Genomic DNA, 15,556 nt, shown 5'->3' with positions numbered 1-15,556 from the left:
CAGTGACAACCTTACGTATCGGTGTGGTGGGACTGGGTGGCATTGCACAAAAAGCCTGGTTGCCTGTATTGGGTGCTGCGACAAACTGGACGCTCGCGGCGGCCTGGTCGCCAACGCGGGAAAAGGCGCTGCGCGTGTGCGAAACCTGGCGCATTCCGTATGCCGACTCGCTGGCTTCCCTGGCGGCACAATGTGACGCGGTTTTTGTCCATACCTCAACGGCTTCACACTATGCGGTAGTCAGTGAGTTGCTTAACCTTGGGGTGCATGTCTGTGTGGACAAACCGCTGGCGGAAAATTTACCGGATGCGGAGCGGCTCATCGAACTGGCCGCACGTAAAAAACTGACGCTGATGGTCGGTTTTAACCGCCGTTTCTCCCCGCTTTACCGTGAGCTAAAACTGCAGATGCCGCAGGCTGCCTCGCTACGTATGGATAAACATCGTACTGATAGCGTCGGGCCGCATGATTTACGTTTCACCCTACTGGATGACTATCTGCACGTTGTTGATACCGCGCTGTGGCTAGCGGGCGGCGCGGTGCAATTAAACAGCGGCACGCTGCTGACCAATGACGACGGTGCCATGATTTATGCCGAGCACCACTTCAGTGTTGAACATCTGCAAATTACCACCAGCATGCATCGCCGGGCGGGCAGCCAGCGCGAATGGATCCAGGCGGTGACGGACGGTGGGTTGTTCGACATTACGGATATGCGCGAGTGGCGTGAAGAGCGCGGGCAGGGCGTGGTCGCCCGTCCGGTAGCTGGCTGGCAGAGTGTGCTGGAGCAGCGCGGTTTTGCCGGGTGCGCCCGCCATTTCATTGAATGTGTGCAAAATCAGACAGTTCCGGAAACAGCCGGTGAACAAGCGATCCTCGCCCAGCGCGTTGTGGACAAGCTCTGGCGCGAGGCGATGAGTGAATAATGCCCGGTAACATCTGGCGATAGTAATTCGCCTTTTTCTCTGTAGACTAAGCGCTTCGCTGTACATCAACGCCTGCATTGCAGGCGTTGTGTCTTATGGAAACCAGAATGAACCTATTAAAATCGCTGGCGGCTGTCAGCTCCATGACGATGTTTTCACGCGTGCTGGGTTTTGCGCGCGATGCCATTGTGGCAAGGGTGTTTGGTGCGGGAATGGCGACCGACGCCTTTTTCGTGGCGTTCAAACTGCCGAATTTATTACGCCGCATTTTTGCCGAGGGGGCGTTTTCTCAGGCCTTTGTGCCGATCCTCGCCGAGTACAAAAGCAAACAGGGTGAAGATGCGACGCGGGTTTTTGTCTCCTATGTCTGCGGGCTGCTAACGCTGGCACTGGCGATTGTCACCGTTGCCGGGATGCTGGCGGCACCGTGGGTGATCCTCGTGACTGCGCCGGGCTTTGCCGATACGGCAGATAAATTCAACTTAACCTCGCAGCTACTGCGCATTACCTTTCCTTATATTCTGCTGATCTCGCTGGCGTCACTGGCCGGGGCAATCCTCAATACCTGGAATCGCTTTTCGGTACCGGCATTTGCGCCCACATTCTTAAATATCAGCATGATTGGCTTTGCGCTGTTTGCTGCTCCTTATTTCCACCCGCCGGTGTTGGCGCTGGCCTGGGCAGTGACGGTCGGGGGTGTGCTGCAATTGGTGTATCAACTGCCGCACCTGAAGAAAATCGGCATGCTGGTGCTGCCGCGTATCAGCTTTCGCGATGCCGGAGCGATGCGTGTGATCAAACAGATGGGACCGGCCATTCTTGGGGTTTCGGTTAGCCAGATCTCGCTTATCATCAACACCATTTTCGCGTCGTTCCTGGTTTCTGGTTCCGTATCGTGGATGTATTACGCTGACCGCTTGATGGAGTTTCCTTCCGGCGTGCTGGGCGTGGCGCTGGGGACAATCCTGCTGCCATCGTTGTCGAAAAGTTTCGCCAGCGGTAACCACGACGAATATTGCCGTTTGATGGATTGGGGTCTGCGACTCTGTTTTCTGCTGGCGTTGCCCAGCGCCGTAGCGCTCGGCATCCTGGCGAAACCGTTGACGGTATCGCTGTTCCAGTACGGCAAATTCACCGCTTTCGATGCGTTAATGACGCAACGCGCGTTAATTGCCTACTCAGTAGGGTTAATGGGACTTATCGTGGTCAAAGTGCTGGCGCCGGGTTTCTACTCGCGACAGAACATTAAAACGCCGGTGAAGATTGCCCTTGTCACGTTGTTGATGACGCAATTAATGAACCTTGCGTTTATCGGGCCGCTGAAACACGCCGGGTTGTCGCTGTCGATTGGTCTGGCGGCCTGCCTGAACGCCGGGTTGCTTTACTGGCAGTTGCGTAAGCAGCAGATCTTTACGCCGCAGCCGGGCTGGGCAAGTTTCCTGCTGCGTTTGGTGATCGCGGTGCTGGTGATGGCTGCGGCATTAGTCGGTATGCTGTATGTCATGCCGGAATGGTCAACAGGTACCATGCTTTATCGCCTGCTACGGTTGATGGCCGTTGTGCTGGTCGGCGTGATAGCGTATTTCGCCACGCTTGCGCTGCTGGGCTTTAAAGTGAAAGAGTTTGCGCGTCGGACTACGGCGTAAGTTTGTTCAGCGAAGTAGAAGCGAGAAAAGAGAAAAGCAAATTGCCAGGGAATTATCCCTGGCAAAGAAGACGGGTCTGATTAAATCGAGATTTTCTTTCCGCCTCGGCTGGCGGAAGCGGTATAACCATTCGCGCCGTACAGGCTCGGTTCCTGATGCGGCTTTAGCAGTTCCAGCGCTTGCTGGTTACGCGCAATTTGCCCTTCCAGCAGCCATCCGTTGTGCTGGTTAAGGTCGCGCAAATGTTGCGTTTTCTGCGTAATGGTTTGCCAGCGATCGGCGATGTCGTCGTTTGCGCTATGTTGCGCTTTTTGTGTCGAACGACGTTGTTGCTCCAGGTAATCCAGTGTCGCGAGCAATGAGCTTTTTTCTTCCGTGATACGCTGCAGTGTGCTGCTATGAATGTTACCTACGGAAAGCTGTTTTTGCTCAGCATCCATCACGTCTTTAAGGGCGCTCAGGATAACTGTCATTTGATCAAGAATGTCTGACAGTCGATTCATACTGTTATTTACTCTGCAAGTAACTCTTCGCTTCATCAATCAGGGCATCGGCGATTTTGCCGGTGTCCATCTTCAGTTCACCATTACGAATCGCGGTTTTCAGCTGTTCCACGCGTTCCATATTGATGTCATTCGCGCCCGCCTGCATCAGCTTGGTTTGCGCGCCGCTGAGGGTCACGCTGGTGCTGTTTGCCGTAGCCGCTTTTTCCAGACGCGTTTTTTGCGTTTGGGTATCGTTAGTTTCGCGCTGTTGAACGGAACTAACCGGTTTTAAAGACGATGTGCGATCAATGCTCATAGTGTTGTCCTCATCGAGGTATCCCGGCGTTTCGGGCCTGATATCTTTAGTCGTTGCTTATTTATCGGCAGCCGACATGAATTCTTTAAAAAGATTATAGGTTAATCAGAATATTCCCATCAGCGTTCACTGTACCGCTGACAATCTGCCCTGAAGCCATGCGCACACGGGCGTTTTGCGCCACTGCCGCATTGTTCAGCGCCTGACCTTCGCCGTTCACACTAAAGCCATCACCCGACGCCACGACCTGTACACGCTGACCCGCTTTAACCCGCCATGCCTGGCGCAACATTGACAGTTGAATCGCCTGGCCTGGGGTAAGATCGCGCAAACTGACCGCATCCTGCGCCTGGGTAATATCCAGCATCGTTCTCGGCGGCAACTGATCGAGGCGGCCGCGTTTTAGCGTCACACTGCCGGGCTGCAACATGCTGCCACGCGCAACGGACTGTGCTGCCACCACATAGTTACCGGTCGCCTGAACTTCCACCTGCAAATAGCGCTTAACACCTGCGCAATTCGCCAGCACGTTCAAGTTCCCCCACAATTTTGCGTTCCCGAGCACGCTCAGCGCTGGCTGGTCGCAACTGGGCAACAGATTTTGCGGGGTGCGTATATTTACCACTACCTCGTCGCTAAAGCCAGCAAGACGTTGAGCAAAAAATGACGTCAGCTGTGATTGCAAGTCAGCAGCCTGAGCAAAGGCGCTTAATAACAGTAAGGTCGCGGCTAAACCGCCTTTCAACGTGTTCATCGCAGACTCCTGCCTGTTGAGTGGTTGAGGGGATTTTAACCGCATGGTCAACCTATCAACGCAATAAATAGCGACGCATTTTGCCCTTATTCCAACGATAAGTTTGTCTGCGGAGATTTAAGCTGTTGGCTAAATAATTGTCATCAGTGGGGGAGCCATGCTCGATAAACTTGATGCCGCACTGCGTTTCCAGCAAGAAGCGCTGAACCTGAGCGCCCAGCGTCAGGAAATTCTGGCGGCAAACATCGCCAACGCCGATACCCCAGGGTTTCAGGCGCGCGATATTGATTTCGCCAGCGAATTGAAAAAAGTCATGGAGCGTGGGCGTGCGGAAGGCAGCGGCGTTTCGTTGACCATGACCTCTTCGCGCCATATTCCGGCGCAGGCGATGAGCGGACCGTCTACCGATTTGATGTACCGCATTCCGGATCAGCCCTCGCTGGATGGCAACACCGTGGATATGGATCGTGAACGTACGCAGTTCGCCGACAACAGCGTTAAATACCAGACCGGCCTGACCGTGCTGGGTGGGCAGATCAAAAGCATGATGAGTGTTCTGCAACAGGGGAACTAATTAAATGGCATTACTGAATATCTTTGATGTCGCAGGCTCCGCGCTGACCGCGCAGTCTAAACGTTTGAACGTGGCCGCCAGTAATATGGCGAACGCCGACAGCGTGACCGGACCGGATGGTCAGCCGTATCGCGCTAAGCAGGTTGTGTTCCAGGTGGATGCTGCGCCTGGACAAGCGACCGGCGGCGTAAAAGTTGCTGATGTGATTGAAAGCCAGGCGCCGGACAAACTGGTTTACGAACCAGGCAACCCGCTGGCTGATGCGAATGGCTACGTCAAAATGCCCAATGTTGATGTGGTCGGCGAAATGGTGAACACCATGTCTGCGTCCCGCAGCTACCAGGCGAACGTTGAAGTGCTTAATACCGTTAAGAACATGATGCTCAAAACCCTCACGCTCGGACAGTAAAGGAGACGCGCATGTCTATCGCCGTAAGAGTGGATGACCCGACAAATAGCGGTGTCTCCTCGACCAGTAACAACACCAGCACAACCGGAACAAACAGTGCATCCGACCTGCAAGGCAGCTTTTTAACGCTGCTGGTCGCGCAACTGAAAAACCAGGACCCGACTAACCCGCTGCAGAACAACGAACTCACCACTCAACTGGCGCAAATCAGCACCGTGAGCGGGATTGAAAAACTGAACACCACCCTCGGTTCGATTTCTGGACAGATCGACAACAGCCAGTCGCTGCAGGCGACAAACCTGATTGGGCATGGCGTGATGATCCCAGGACAGACCGTTCTGGTGGGCAAAGAAACGTCAACGCCGTTCGGCGTGGAGCTGACTCAGGCCGCCGATAAAGTGACCGCTACCGTGACCAACAAAGACGGTACCGTGGTGCGCACTATTGAGATTGGCTCGCTGACTGCTGGTGTCCACACCTTCAGTTGGGACGGCAAGATGACGGATGGAACAGCGGCACCCGATGGCTCTTATAAAGTCTCTATCGCCGCCAGCTCTGGTGCAACACAGCTGGTTGCCCAGCCGTTGCAGTTTGCACTGGTGCAAGGTGTTACCCGCGGCAGCAACGGTAGCACACTGGATTTAGGTACTTACGGTACTACCACACTCGACGAAGTACGGCAGATTATCTAAGCCAAAACACTTATCAGGAGTAAGTCATGGCCTTTTCACAAGCGGTCAGCGGCCTAGATGCTGCGGCCACCAACCTCGATGTCATTGGTAACAACATCGCCAACTCCGCCACCTATGGCTTTAAATCCGGCTCTGCGTCCTTCGCCGATATGTTTGCCGGTTCTAAAGTGGGTCTGGGCGTAAAAGTTGCCGGTATTACTCAGGACTTTACCGACGGTACGACGACTAACACCGGTCGTGGTCTGGACGTTGCTATTAGTCAGAACGGTTTCTTCCGCATGGTTGATACCAACGGTTCGGTTTATTACAGCCGTAACGGCCAGTTCAAACTGGACGAGAACCGCAACCTGGTCAACATGCAGGGTATGCAACTGACCGGTTACCCGGTAGCGGGTACACCGCCGGTCGTGCAGACCGGTGCTAACCCGACGACCATTAACATCCCAACGACTGTGATGTCGGCGCGTGCTACCACCGCAGCGACGATGCCGATGAACCTGAACTCGACGGCGACTATTCCGACGACGACTCCGTTCGATCCGACCAACTCGGATACCTACAACAAAAAAACCACGGTAACGTCTTACGACAGCCTGGGTAACGAACATGCGGTTGACTGCTACTTCGTTAAAACCGCGGCTAACACTTGGGATGTCTACACCAACGATTCCAGCGTTTCCGGTTCGACTTATCAAAAAGCCGCGCAGATGTCGTTCAGCTCCAACGGTACGCTCACTTCTGTCACTAACTATGCCGAAGTGCTGCCGGCTACCACGCCGCGTACCTGGACCCTGAACGCCGCGCCGAACGCGCAGCCGCAGATCAACATCGCGCTGGCTAGCCTCAATGGCTCCGCTGCCAGCACTTACTCGCTGAGCTTCCTGAACTCCATGCAGCAGAACACCGGCAGCAGCGGCGCAGCCTCTGTTAATCAGGATGGTTACCCGCCAGGATCGCTGGTGAGCTATGCCATCAATGATGACGGCACCGTGGTCGGCAGTTACTCCAACGAGAAGACGCAGGTTCTGGGTCAGATCGTGCTGGCGAACTTTGCTAACAACGAAGGCTTGAAATCCGAAGGGGATAACGTCTGGTCTGCGACCACCTCTTCCGGCGTCGCTATCGTGGGTACAGCGGGTTCCGGCAACTTCGGTAAGCTGACCAACGGCGCACTGGAAGCATCAAACGTGAATCTGAGTAAAGAACTGGTGAACATGATTGTCGCGCAGCGTAACTATCAGTCGAACGCGCAGACCATCAAAACCCAGGATCAGATCCTTAACACGCTGGTTAACCTGCGTTAATCGTCTGACGGGATGGCTTAATGGATCACGCAATATACACCGCGATGGGCGCAGCCAGCCAGACGCTGAATCAGCAGGCTGTTACCGCCAGCAACCTCGCGAATGCGTCCACGCCAGGCTTTCGCGCGCAGCTCAATGCGCTGCGCGCGGTACCGGTAGAAGGGCTTTCACTGCCTACCCGTACGCTGGTCGTGGCTTCTACACCTGGTGCCGATATGACGCCAGGGCAACTGGACTACACTTCGCGTCCACTGGACGTGGCGTTGCAGCAGGACGGTTGGCTGGCAGTACAAACGGCAGACGGCTCTGAAGGGTATACCCGTAACGGTAGTATCCAGGTGAGCGCAACCGGCCAGTTGACCATTCAGGGGCATCCGGTGATTGGCGACGGCGGCCCGATTGCGGTACCGGAAGGTTCGCAAATTAGCATCGCGGCTGACGGTACGATCTCGTCGCTGAACCCTGGCGATCCGGCGAATACTATCGCGCCGGTCGGCAAGCTGAAGCTGGTGAAAGCGAACGCGCAGGAAGTGGTGCGCGGTGATGACGGGCTGTTCCGTTTGAGCCAGACCGCACAAGCGACCCGTGGTACGACATTGCAGGACGACCCGTCTATTCGCGTGATGTCAGGTGTGCTGGAGGGCAGTAACGTCAAGCCGGTTGCCGCGATGACCGACATGATCGCCAGTGCCCGTCGTTTCGAAATGCAGATGAAAGTCATCAGCAGCGTCGACGATAACGCCCAGCGCGCCAACCAATTGCTGTCAATGGGCTAATTAAACAGGACTACTTATGATCAGTTCATTATGGATCGCAAAAACCGGCCTCGACGCCCAACAAACCAATATGGATGTCATCGCCAACAACCTGGCGAACGTCAGTACCAATGGTTTTAAGCGCCAGCGCGCGGTATTTGAAGATTTGCTGTACCAGACAATTCGTCAGCCTGGCGCACAGTCTTCAGCACAGACAACGCTGCCTTCGGGTTTGCAGATCGGTACCGGTGTTCGTCCGGTGGCCACCGAGCGTCTGCACAGCCAGGGCAACCTGTCACAAACCAACAACAGTAAAGATGTGGCGATCAAAGGGCAGGGCTTCTTTGAAGTGCTGCTGCCGGACGGTACCTCGGCGTATACCCGCGATGGTTCTTTCCAGGTCGACCAGAACGGCCAGTTGGTGACGGCGGGTGGTTTCCAGGTGCAGCCTGCGATCACCATTCCGGCGAATACCCTGAGCATCACCATTGGCCGCGACGGCGTGGTCAGCGTGACGCAGCAGGGTAACGCCGCGCCGGTTCAGGTTGGCCAGTTAAACCTGACCACCTTTATGAACGACACCGGACTGGAAAGTCTCGGTGAAAACCTGTACGCAGAAACGCAGTCATCTGGCGCGCCAAACTCCACGACGCCGGGGCTGAACGGTGCGGGGATGCTGTATCAGGGGTATGTGGAAACCTCGAACGTAAACGTGGCGGAAGAGCTGGTGAATATGATCCAGGTTCAGCGCGCTTACGAAATAAACAGTAAGGCAGTATCGACCACCGATCAGATGCTGCAAAAACTGACGCAACTCTAAGGCGTTATCCGGTGCGGTAAATGCCGCACCGGAACCCTGATTTCGAAGATGAATGCAATGCAAAAATACGCCGTGCGCAGCTATCCGATTATGGCTTTAGTGGCATTAACCCTGACGGGATGTGCCTGGGTTCCATCTACTCCGTTGGTTCAGGGGGCGACCACCGCTCAACCGATTCCGGGACCGGTGCCGATGGTAAATGGATCGATTTATCAGACTGCGCAGCCGATAAACTACGGCTATCAGCCACTGTTTGAAGACCGCCGTCCGCGTAACGTGGGCGATACGTTGACGATCGTACTGCAAGAGAACGTCAGTGCCAGTAAGAGCTCGTCGGCAAATGCCAGCCGTGATAGCAAGGCCAGTTTCGGCATGGATACCACGCCGCGCTACCTGGAAGGTCTGTTTGGTAATTCCCGCGCCGATCTCTCTGCTTCCGGTGGTAATACCTTTAACGGCAAAGGTGGCGCGAATGCCAGCAATACCTTTAGCGGCACGTTGACCGTGACGGTCGATCAGGTGCTGATCAATGGCAATTTACATGTGGTGGGTGAAAAACAGATAGCCATCAATCAGGGCACTGAATTCATCCGCTTCTCGGGTGTCGTGAACCCACGCACCATCAGCGGCAGCAACACGGTTCCGTCCACACAGGTGGCGGACGCGCGCATCGAGTATGTCGGCAACGGCTACATCAACGAAGCGCAGAACATGGGCTGGCTGCAACGTTTCTTCCTCAACTTATCGCCGATGTAACCGGGGTGAATTATGTTTAAGTATTTGACTGGCATCGTGTTAGCGCTGGTGGCGACCTTCGCCCAGGCTGACCGTATCCGGGATCTCACCAGTGTACAGGGCGTACGTGAAAACTCCTTAATTGGTTATGGCCTGGTCGTGGGGCTCGATGGTACAGGTGACCAGACGACCCAGACGCCATTTACCACCCAAACTTTAAATAACATGCTGTCGCAGATGGGGATTACGGTCCCTACCGGCACCAACATGCAGCTGAAAAACGTGGCGGCGGTCATGGTCACCGCGCAGTTCCCGGCGTTTGCACGCCAGGGGCAAACCATCGATGTGGTGGTTTCCTCAATGGGTAACGCGAAAAGCCTGCGCGGCGGTACGCTGCTGATGACGCCGCTGAAGGGCGTTGACAGCCAGGTGTATGCGTTGGCGCAGGGTAACATTCTGGTCGGCGGCGCGGGTGCTTCCGCAGGCGGCAGCAGTGTGCAGGTTAACCAGCTGAACGGCGGTCGTATCACTAACGGTGCGGTCATTGAGCGTGAACTGCCGACCCAGTTTGGCGCAGGTAACACCATTAACCTGCAGCTGAACCAGGAAGATTTCAGCATGGCACAGCAGATTGCCGACACCATTAACCGTAGCCGTGGTTACGGCAGCGCGACCGCGCTGGATGCACGTACCGTGCAGATCCGCGTTTCTAACGGCGGCAGTTCGCAAGTCCGTTTGCTGGCAGACATCCAGAATATGGAAGTCGGCGTTACGCAACAGGACGCAAAAGTCATTATTAACTCGCGTACTGGCTCGGTGGTGATGAACCGCGAAGTGGCGCTGGATAACTGTGCTGTCGCGCAGGGTAACCTCTCGGTCACGGTGAATCAGCAGGCCAACGTGAGCCAGCCGAATACGCCATTCGGCGGCGGTCAGACGGTGGTGACACCGCAAACACAAATTGATTTGCGCCAGAGCGGCGGTTCGCTGCAAAGCGTCCGTTCCAGCGCCAACCTGAACAGTGTGGTCCGCGCGCTTAACGCACTTGGTGCTTCCCCGATGGAACTGATGTCCATCCTTCAGGCGATGCAAAGTGCGGGCTGCCTGCGTGCGAAACTGGAGATCATCTAATGTTGACTGACAGCCGACTGTTGACAAGCGCGGCATGGGACGCGCAATCACTGAATGAATTGAAGTCGCAAACCCGGCAGGATCCTGGCGCGAACCTGCGCCCGGTTGCCCGCCAGATGGAAGGGATGTTCGTGCAGATGATGCTGAAAAGCATGCGCGAAGCGTTACCGAAAGACGGTATTTTCAGCAGTGATTCAACGCGGCTGTACACCAGCATGTATGACCAGCAAATCGCACAACAGATGACCGCAGGCAAAGGCCTTGGCCTGGCCGATATGATGGTTAAGCAGATGGCTGGCGATCAGGCGCCTGTTGAGCCTGCCGATCAGATGCAGCAGGTGCCGATGAAGTTCCCGCTGGAAACTGTGACGACCTATCAAAACCAGGCGCTGACGCAACTGGTGCGCAAAGCGATGCCAAAAGTACCGGAAGACGGCGACGAGCCGTTAACCGGCGACAGCAAAGACTTCCTCGCTCAGCTCTCTTTGCCGGCGCGTCTTGCCAGTGAGCAGAGCGGTGTTCCTCACCACCTGATCCTCGCGCAGGCTGCGCTCGAATCCGGCTGGGGCCAGCGTCAGATCCCGCGTGAAAACGGTGAGCCGAGCTTTAACATTTTTGGTGTTAAAGCCACGCCAGGCTGGAAAGGGCCGACCACGGAAATCACCACCACAGAATATGAAAATGGCGAAGCGGTGAAGGTGAAAGCCAAGTTCCGTGTTTACAGTTCGTACCTTGAAGCACTCTCCGATTACGTGGGTATGCTGACGCGCAACAAGCGTTACTCGGCGGTGACCACTGCCGCGACGGCGGAGCAGGGCGCGCAGGCGTTGCAGAATGCCGGTTATGCGACCGATCCGAACTATGCCCGTAAGCTGACAAGTATGATCCAACAGCTTAAATCGATGGGTGAAAAGGTCAGCAAAGCCTACAGCACGGATATCCAAAATCTGTTCTGAAATATCTCAAGTTTTGCCCTGGGTTGCCGATAATCGTCAACAGGACTCATGTCTGAAAGTGTATAAGGAACCTCCATGTCCAGTTTGATTAACAGCGCCATGAGTGGGCTCAACGCAGCCCAGGCCGCGCTTAATACCGCCAGTAATAACATTGCCAGTTATAACGTAGCGGGTTATACCCGTCAGACGACGGTGCTCACCTCAGGCAACAGTACCCTGACCGGTGGCGGCTGGGTGGGTAACGGTGTGCTCGTTACCGGCGTTCAGCGTGAGTATGACGCCTTTATTACTAATCAGCTGCGTGCAGCGGAAAACCAGAACAGCGGTTTGACCACGCGTTACCAGCAGATGTCAAAAATTGACGATGTACTGTCGGATACCACTAACTCGCTGTCGACCAGCCTGCAGAGCTTCTTTTCCAGCCTGCAAACGCTGGTAAGTAACGCCTCTGACCCGTCATCCCGTCAGGCGATGCTGGGTAAAGCGGACGGTCTGGTTAACCAGTTCAAAGTGGCCGACCAGTACCTGCGTGACCAGGATAAACAAGTTAACCTGTCGATCTCCTCAAGCGTTGATCAGATCAACAACTACTCCACGCAGATTGCCAAACTTAACGATCAGATTTCCCGTCTGACCGCGGTAGGCGGCGGTGCGTCGCCGAACGACCTGCTCGATCAGCGCGACCAACTGGTTAGCGAACTGAACAAAATTGTCGGTGTTGAAGTTAGCGTACAAGATGGCAACACCTACAACATCAGCATGGGTGATGGCTACTCTCTGGTGCAGGGCAGCGATGCGCGCCAGTTGGCGGCCGTCCAGTCCAGCGCCGATCCTTCTCGTACTGCCGTGGCTTATGTTGACAAAACCGCAGGCAATATTGAGATCCCGGAAAAACTGATCACCACCGGTTCGCTGGGCGGTTTGCTGTCGTTCCGTTCGCAGGATCTTGACCAGGCGCGTAATACGCTTGGACAACTGGCGCTGTCGTTTGCTGATACTTTTAATCAGCAACACGAACAGGGCTTCGATACAACGGGCACGCAAGGCGGCCAGTTCTTTACCATCGGCGCGCCATCAACGACCAGCAACGCCAAGAACACCGGTGATGCGGTACTGACCGCAGCGGTCAGTGACAGCAAAGCGGTGCAGGCGACGGATTATAAAGTGGCGTTCGATGGGACGAACTGGAAAGTTACCCGACTGTCCAACAACACCTCTACCACCGTGACGCCAGATCCTTCCGATGGCACACTGAATTTCGACGGTCTGAAAGTTAGCATCAACGCCACCACGGGGCCTAAAGCCAACGATAGCTTTACCGTTCGCCCGGTGAGCAATGCGATTGTGAATATGAGCGTTGCGATTACCGATGAGTCGAAAATCGCCATGGCTTCTGTCGCCGGTTCCGGTGCGAGCGATAACCGCAACGGCCAGGCGATGCTGAATCTGCAAAGCGCGAAAGTCATCGGCGGCAACAAAACGTTTAACGATGCGTATGCCACGCTGGTCAGCGATGTGGGGAACAAAACCTCGACGCTGAAAACCAGTTCCACCACGCAGACAAACGTAGTGACGCAGTTGACCAAGCAGCAGCAGTCGATCTCCGGGGTTAACCTCGATGAAGAGTACGGTAACCTGCAACGTTATCAACAATATTACCTGGCGAACGCTCAGGTTTTGCAAACTGCAAGCACGCTGTTTGATGCGCTGCTGGGCATTCGCTAAGTAAGGGGTGAAAAATGCGTATCAGTACTCAAATGATGTACGAACAAAGTATGCGCGGCGTGACCAACTCGCAGAGCGCGTGGTTGGGTTACGGCGAGCAAATGGCGACCGGGCAGAAGGTTAACCGCCCGTCGGACGATCCGATTGCCGCTTCGCAGGCCGTGGTGATTTCGCAGGCGCAGGCGCAAAACACCCAGTATGAGACGGCGCGTACTTTCGCCAAGCAGAAAGTGTCACTGGAAGAGAGCGTATTACAGCAGGTGACGACCGCGATCACTGGCGCACAGGGCACCATTGTTAAAGCCGGTAACGGTTCGCTGAGTGATGATGACCGCGCCTCTCTGGCAACGGAGTTGCAGGGTTACCGTGATCAACTGCTGAACCTGGCGAACAGTACCGACGGTAACGGTCGCTATATCTTTGGCGGCTATAAAACTGAAAGCGCGCCGTATGATGCAACGGGCACCTATAGCGGTGGTAACCAGGCGATTTCCCAGCAGGTTGACGCCTCTCGTACCATGGTGATTGCGCATACTGGTACTGAGGTGTTCAACCATATCAGCAGCAACGCAACGCCAGAGCCGGTTGATCCGGCAACCGGCTTGCCGGGCACGTCGGAAACCGATCTGTTCAAAATGCTTGATACGGCGATTACCGCACTGAAAACCCCGGTAGCAGGCGATGAAACCGCAAAGGCGGCAGCACAGGCGGTGGTGGATAAAACCAGCCGTGGTCTGGGCAACTCGCTGAATAACGTGTCGACTGTCCGTGCTGAACTGGGTACGCAACTGAACGAACTGGACACCCTCGATGCGTTGGGTGATGACCGTACCGTTGCGCTGAAACAGCAGAAGAGTGATTTGATTGACGTGGACTGGAACTCGGTGATTTCGTCTTACACCATGCAGCAAGCTGCGCTGCAAGCGTCCTACAAAGCGTTCACCGATATGCAAGGTCTGTCGCTGTTCCAGATGAATAAATAATGTTTTCATTTTGAGCATGTCTTGAAACTGGGCATGTTCGGTATGCCCGCTCCATCACCCCGGAGCGGGCTTTTTTTTATCTTATGCTTTCTGTGCCGCTTGCTGGAGTTGACGGGCGTCAAACAGACGAATCAGCAGAGCAATCAGACCGGAAACCGTTGCCAGCACCACCACACCCTGCCATGACGCGACGGAGTAAAGTTTGCTGCCCAGCGCAGAGCCCAGCGCCATGCCGATGAACACACCAGTAAATAACAATGCATTCAGACGACCACGGGCTTGCGGTTCAAGACCGTACACCAGGTTCTGGTGCGCCACCAGGCTGGATTGCAGACCCAGGTCGAAGCCCACGGCCGAAAGGGCAATCAGTGCCAGTTGACCATGCGGTGGCAGTACCGGCAGCAGGAACATCAGGGCGAAAGAGATTGTCACCAGACCTGCGCCTATCTGTGTGACTTTTTCCGCGCCAACTTTATCTGCTAACCCACCCGCCAGCGGTGCGGCTAACGCACCCGCCGCACCGGCGATACCGAAACTCCCTGCGACCGCACTGCCTAATTGATATTTTTCCAGCAGCATCAACGCAAGGGTTGACCAGAAAGCGCTAAAAGCAATGGATAAAAAGCCTTGGGCGAAAGCGGCGCGGCGCAGTGCCGGAAAGCGTTTCCACAGATGCGCCATTGATTTCATCAGCGCCGGGTAGCTCAGCGTAGAGTGCGTCGCGAAGCGCGGCAGCACCGACCACATCAGCACGCCAATCAGCGCAATGCTGACTGCGGCAAGCTGATACATGATACGCCAGCCGAATGCCGCGCCGACAAAGCCGCTGACGGTACGGGAAAGCAGAATACCGAGCAGTAAACCGGTCATCACCGTGCCAACCATTTTCCCTTGTTTGCCTTCCGGCGCGAGGATTGCCGCCGCCGGGACAATATCCTGCGCCATAGTCGCGGCCATTCCCAGTAACAGGCTGACGATCAGCAATGAAGGCAGATGGCTGGTCAGGCTACAAGCCAGTAACAGCAGCGCAAGCGCAGCGCTTTTAAACAGGATCAGACGGCGGCGGTCGTGACGGTCGCCCAGCGGCAGCAGGAACAAAATACCCAGCGCATAACCGGCCTGTGTGAGTGTCGGAACCAGCCCCATACCGTTGACGGTTAAGTGCAGGTCGCTGCCCATTAATGGCAGCAGCGGTTGTGAATAGTAGATAGCCGCGACGCTGAATCCGGCGCCGAGCGCGAGGGCAAAAATGACCCAGCCAACAACATCTGACGAAAGAGAATGACGGTTCATAATAAGTTTCCCAGAAACGTTTGGTGTGAATAACGAAGTGAGGTCATTTTTA

The 15,556-nt window shown here is 55.3% G+C and carries 17 protein-coding genes; 13 read left to right on the top strand and 4 right to left on the bottom strand.

Features of this window, described 5'->3' with window-relative positions; translation table 11 throughout:
* Positions 1–2: 2 nt before the first annotated feature.
* On the top strand, positions 3–926 hold the full coding sequence (locus tag ACFX4O_RS00180) for a Gfo/Idh/MocA family protein (RefSeq protein WP_380206437.1): 924 nt from the start codon (positions 3–5) through the stop codon (positions 924–926).
* 107 nt (positions 927–1,033) lie between these two features.
* On the top strand, positions 1,034–2,572 hold the full coding sequence (gene murJ / locus ACFX4O_RS00175) for a murein biosynthesis integral membrane protein MurJ (RefSeq protein ID WP_380206435.1): 1,539 nt from the start codon (positions 1,034–1,036) through the stop codon (positions 2,570–2,572).
* Positions 2,573–2,652: 80 nt separating this feature from the next.
* Here murJ and flgN read toward each other — a convergent pair whose 3' ends face one another.
* The 3 genes from flgN to flgA form a co-directional block, all read right to left on the bottom strand.
* On the bottom strand, positions 2,653–3,075 hold the full coding sequence (gene flgN / locus ACFX4O_RS00170) for a flagella biosynthesis chaperone FlgN (RefSeq protein WP_131411734.1): 423 nt from the start codon (positions 3,073–3,075) through the stop codon (positions 2,653–2,655).
* Between the two features lie 4 nt (positions 3,076–3,079).
* Positions 3,080–3,373 (bottom strand): flagellar biosynthesis anti-sigma factor FlgM, encoded by a 294-nt coding sequence (flgM, locus tag ACFX4O_RS00165; protein ID WP_131411736.1) that lies wholly within the window; start codon positions 3,371–3,373, stop codon positions 3,080–3,082.
* Between the two features lie 94 nt (positions 3,374–3,467).
* Complete coding sequence (flgA, locus tag ACFX4O_RS00160; protein ID WP_131411738.1) at positions 3,468–4,127, bottom strand: flagellar basal body P-ring formation chaperone FlgA; 660 nt, start codon at positions 4,125–4,127, stop codon at positions 3,468–3,470.
* Between the two features lie 157 nt (positions 4,128–4,284).
* On the opposite strand from flgA, the gene flgB reads away from it, so the two are divergent.
* From flgB to flgL, 11 genes are all read left to right on the top strand, one after another.
* On the top strand, positions 4,285–4,701 hold the full coding sequence (flgB, locus tag ACFX4O_RS00155) for a flagellar basal body rod protein FlgB (RefSeq protein WP_131411740.1): 417 nt from the start codon (positions 4,285–4,287) through the stop codon (positions 4,699–4,701).
* Between the two features lie 4 nt (positions 4,702–4,705).
* Complete coding sequence (flgC, locus tag ACFX4O_RS00150) at positions 4,706–5,110, top strand: flagellar basal body rod protein FlgC (RefSeq protein WP_380206432.1); 405 nt, start codon at positions 4,706–4,708, stop codon at positions 5,108–5,110.
* A gap of 11 nt (positions 5,111–5,121) precedes the next feature.
* A complete protein-coding gene (flgD, locus tag ACFX4O_RS00145) occupies positions 5,122–5,802 on the top strand; it encodes a flagellar hook assembly protein FlgD (RefSeq protein WP_131411742.1) in 681 nt (226 codons plus the stop codon).
* Between the two features lie 26 nt (positions 5,803–5,828).
* The gene (gene flgE, locus ACFX4O_RS00140; protein WP_131411744.1) at positions 5,829–7,106 is read left to right on the top strand and encodes a flagellar hook protein FlgE; all 1,278 of its coding nucleotides are present in this window, start codon (positions 5,829–5,831) and stop codon (positions 7,104–7,106) included.
* A gap of 20 nt (positions 7,107–7,126) precedes the next feature.
* Positions 7,127–7,882, top strand: coding sequence for a flagellar basal body rod protein FlgF (locus ACFX4O_RS00135; protein WP_131411746.1), 756 nt, complete (start codon positions 7,127–7,129; stop codon positions 7,880–7,882).
* A 16-nt stretch (positions 7,883–7,898) separates the two neighbouring features.
* Positions 7,899–8,681: a flagellar basal-body rod protein FlgG gene (flgG, locus tag ACFX4O_RS00130; protein ID WP_020457434.1), complete on the top strand. Its 783-nt coding sequence runs from the start codon at positions 7,899–7,901 to the stop codon at positions 8,679–8,681.
* 57 nt (positions 8,682–8,738) lie between these two features.
* Complete coding sequence (gene flgH, locus ACFX4O_RS00125) at positions 8,739–9,437, top strand: flagellar basal body L-ring protein FlgH (protein ID WP_040016541.1); 699 nt, start codon at positions 8,739–8,741, stop codon at positions 9,435–9,437.
* 12 nt (positions 9,438–9,449) lie between these two features.
* A complete protein-coding gene (locus ACFX4O_RS00120) occupies positions 9,450–10,547 on the top strand; it encodes a flagellar basal body P-ring protein FlgI (protein WP_131411748.1) in 1,098 nt (365 codons plus the stop codon).
* A complete protein-coding gene (gene flgJ / locus ACFX4O_RS00115) occupies positions 10,547–11,503 on the top strand; it encodes a flagellar assembly peptidoglycan hydrolase FlgJ (protein ID WP_131411751.1) in 957 nt (318 codons plus the stop codon). Before ACFX4O_RS00120 ends, flgJ begins: the two co-directional genes overlap by 1 nt.
* Before the next feature lie 75 nt (positions 11,504–11,578).
* Entirely contained in the window at positions 11,579–13,228 is a 1,650-nt protein-coding gene (flgK, locus tag ACFX4O_RS00110) for a flagellar hook-associated protein FlgK (protein ID WP_380206427.1), read from the top strand.
* Between the two features lie 14 nt (positions 13,229–13,242).
* A complete protein-coding gene (gene flgL / locus ACFX4O_RS00105; RefSeq protein WP_131411755.1) occupies positions 13,243–14,211 on the top strand; it encodes a flagellar hook-associated protein FlgL in 969 nt (322 codons plus the stop codon).
* Between the two features lie 81 nt (positions 14,212–14,292).
* On the opposite strand, the gene ACFX4O_RS00100 is transcribed toward flgL, so the two are convergent.
* The gene (locus ACFX4O_RS00100; RefSeq protein ID WP_380206424.1) at positions 14,293–15,504 is read right to left on the bottom strand and encodes an MFS transporter; all 1,212 of its coding nucleotides are present in this window, start codon (positions 15,502–15,504) and stop codon (positions 14,293–14,295) included.
* Between the last annotated feature and the right edge of the window lie 52 nt (positions 15,505–15,556).

This window comes from Kosakonia sp. YIM B13571, assembly GCF_042788095.1.
GTDB lineage: Bacteria > Pseudomonadota > Gammaproteobacteria > Enterobacterales > Enterobacteriaceae > Kosakonia > Kosakonia quasisacchari.
Note: the sequence above shows the minus strand (reverse complement) of the source record. Positions and strands in the feature narration are given on the sequence as shown.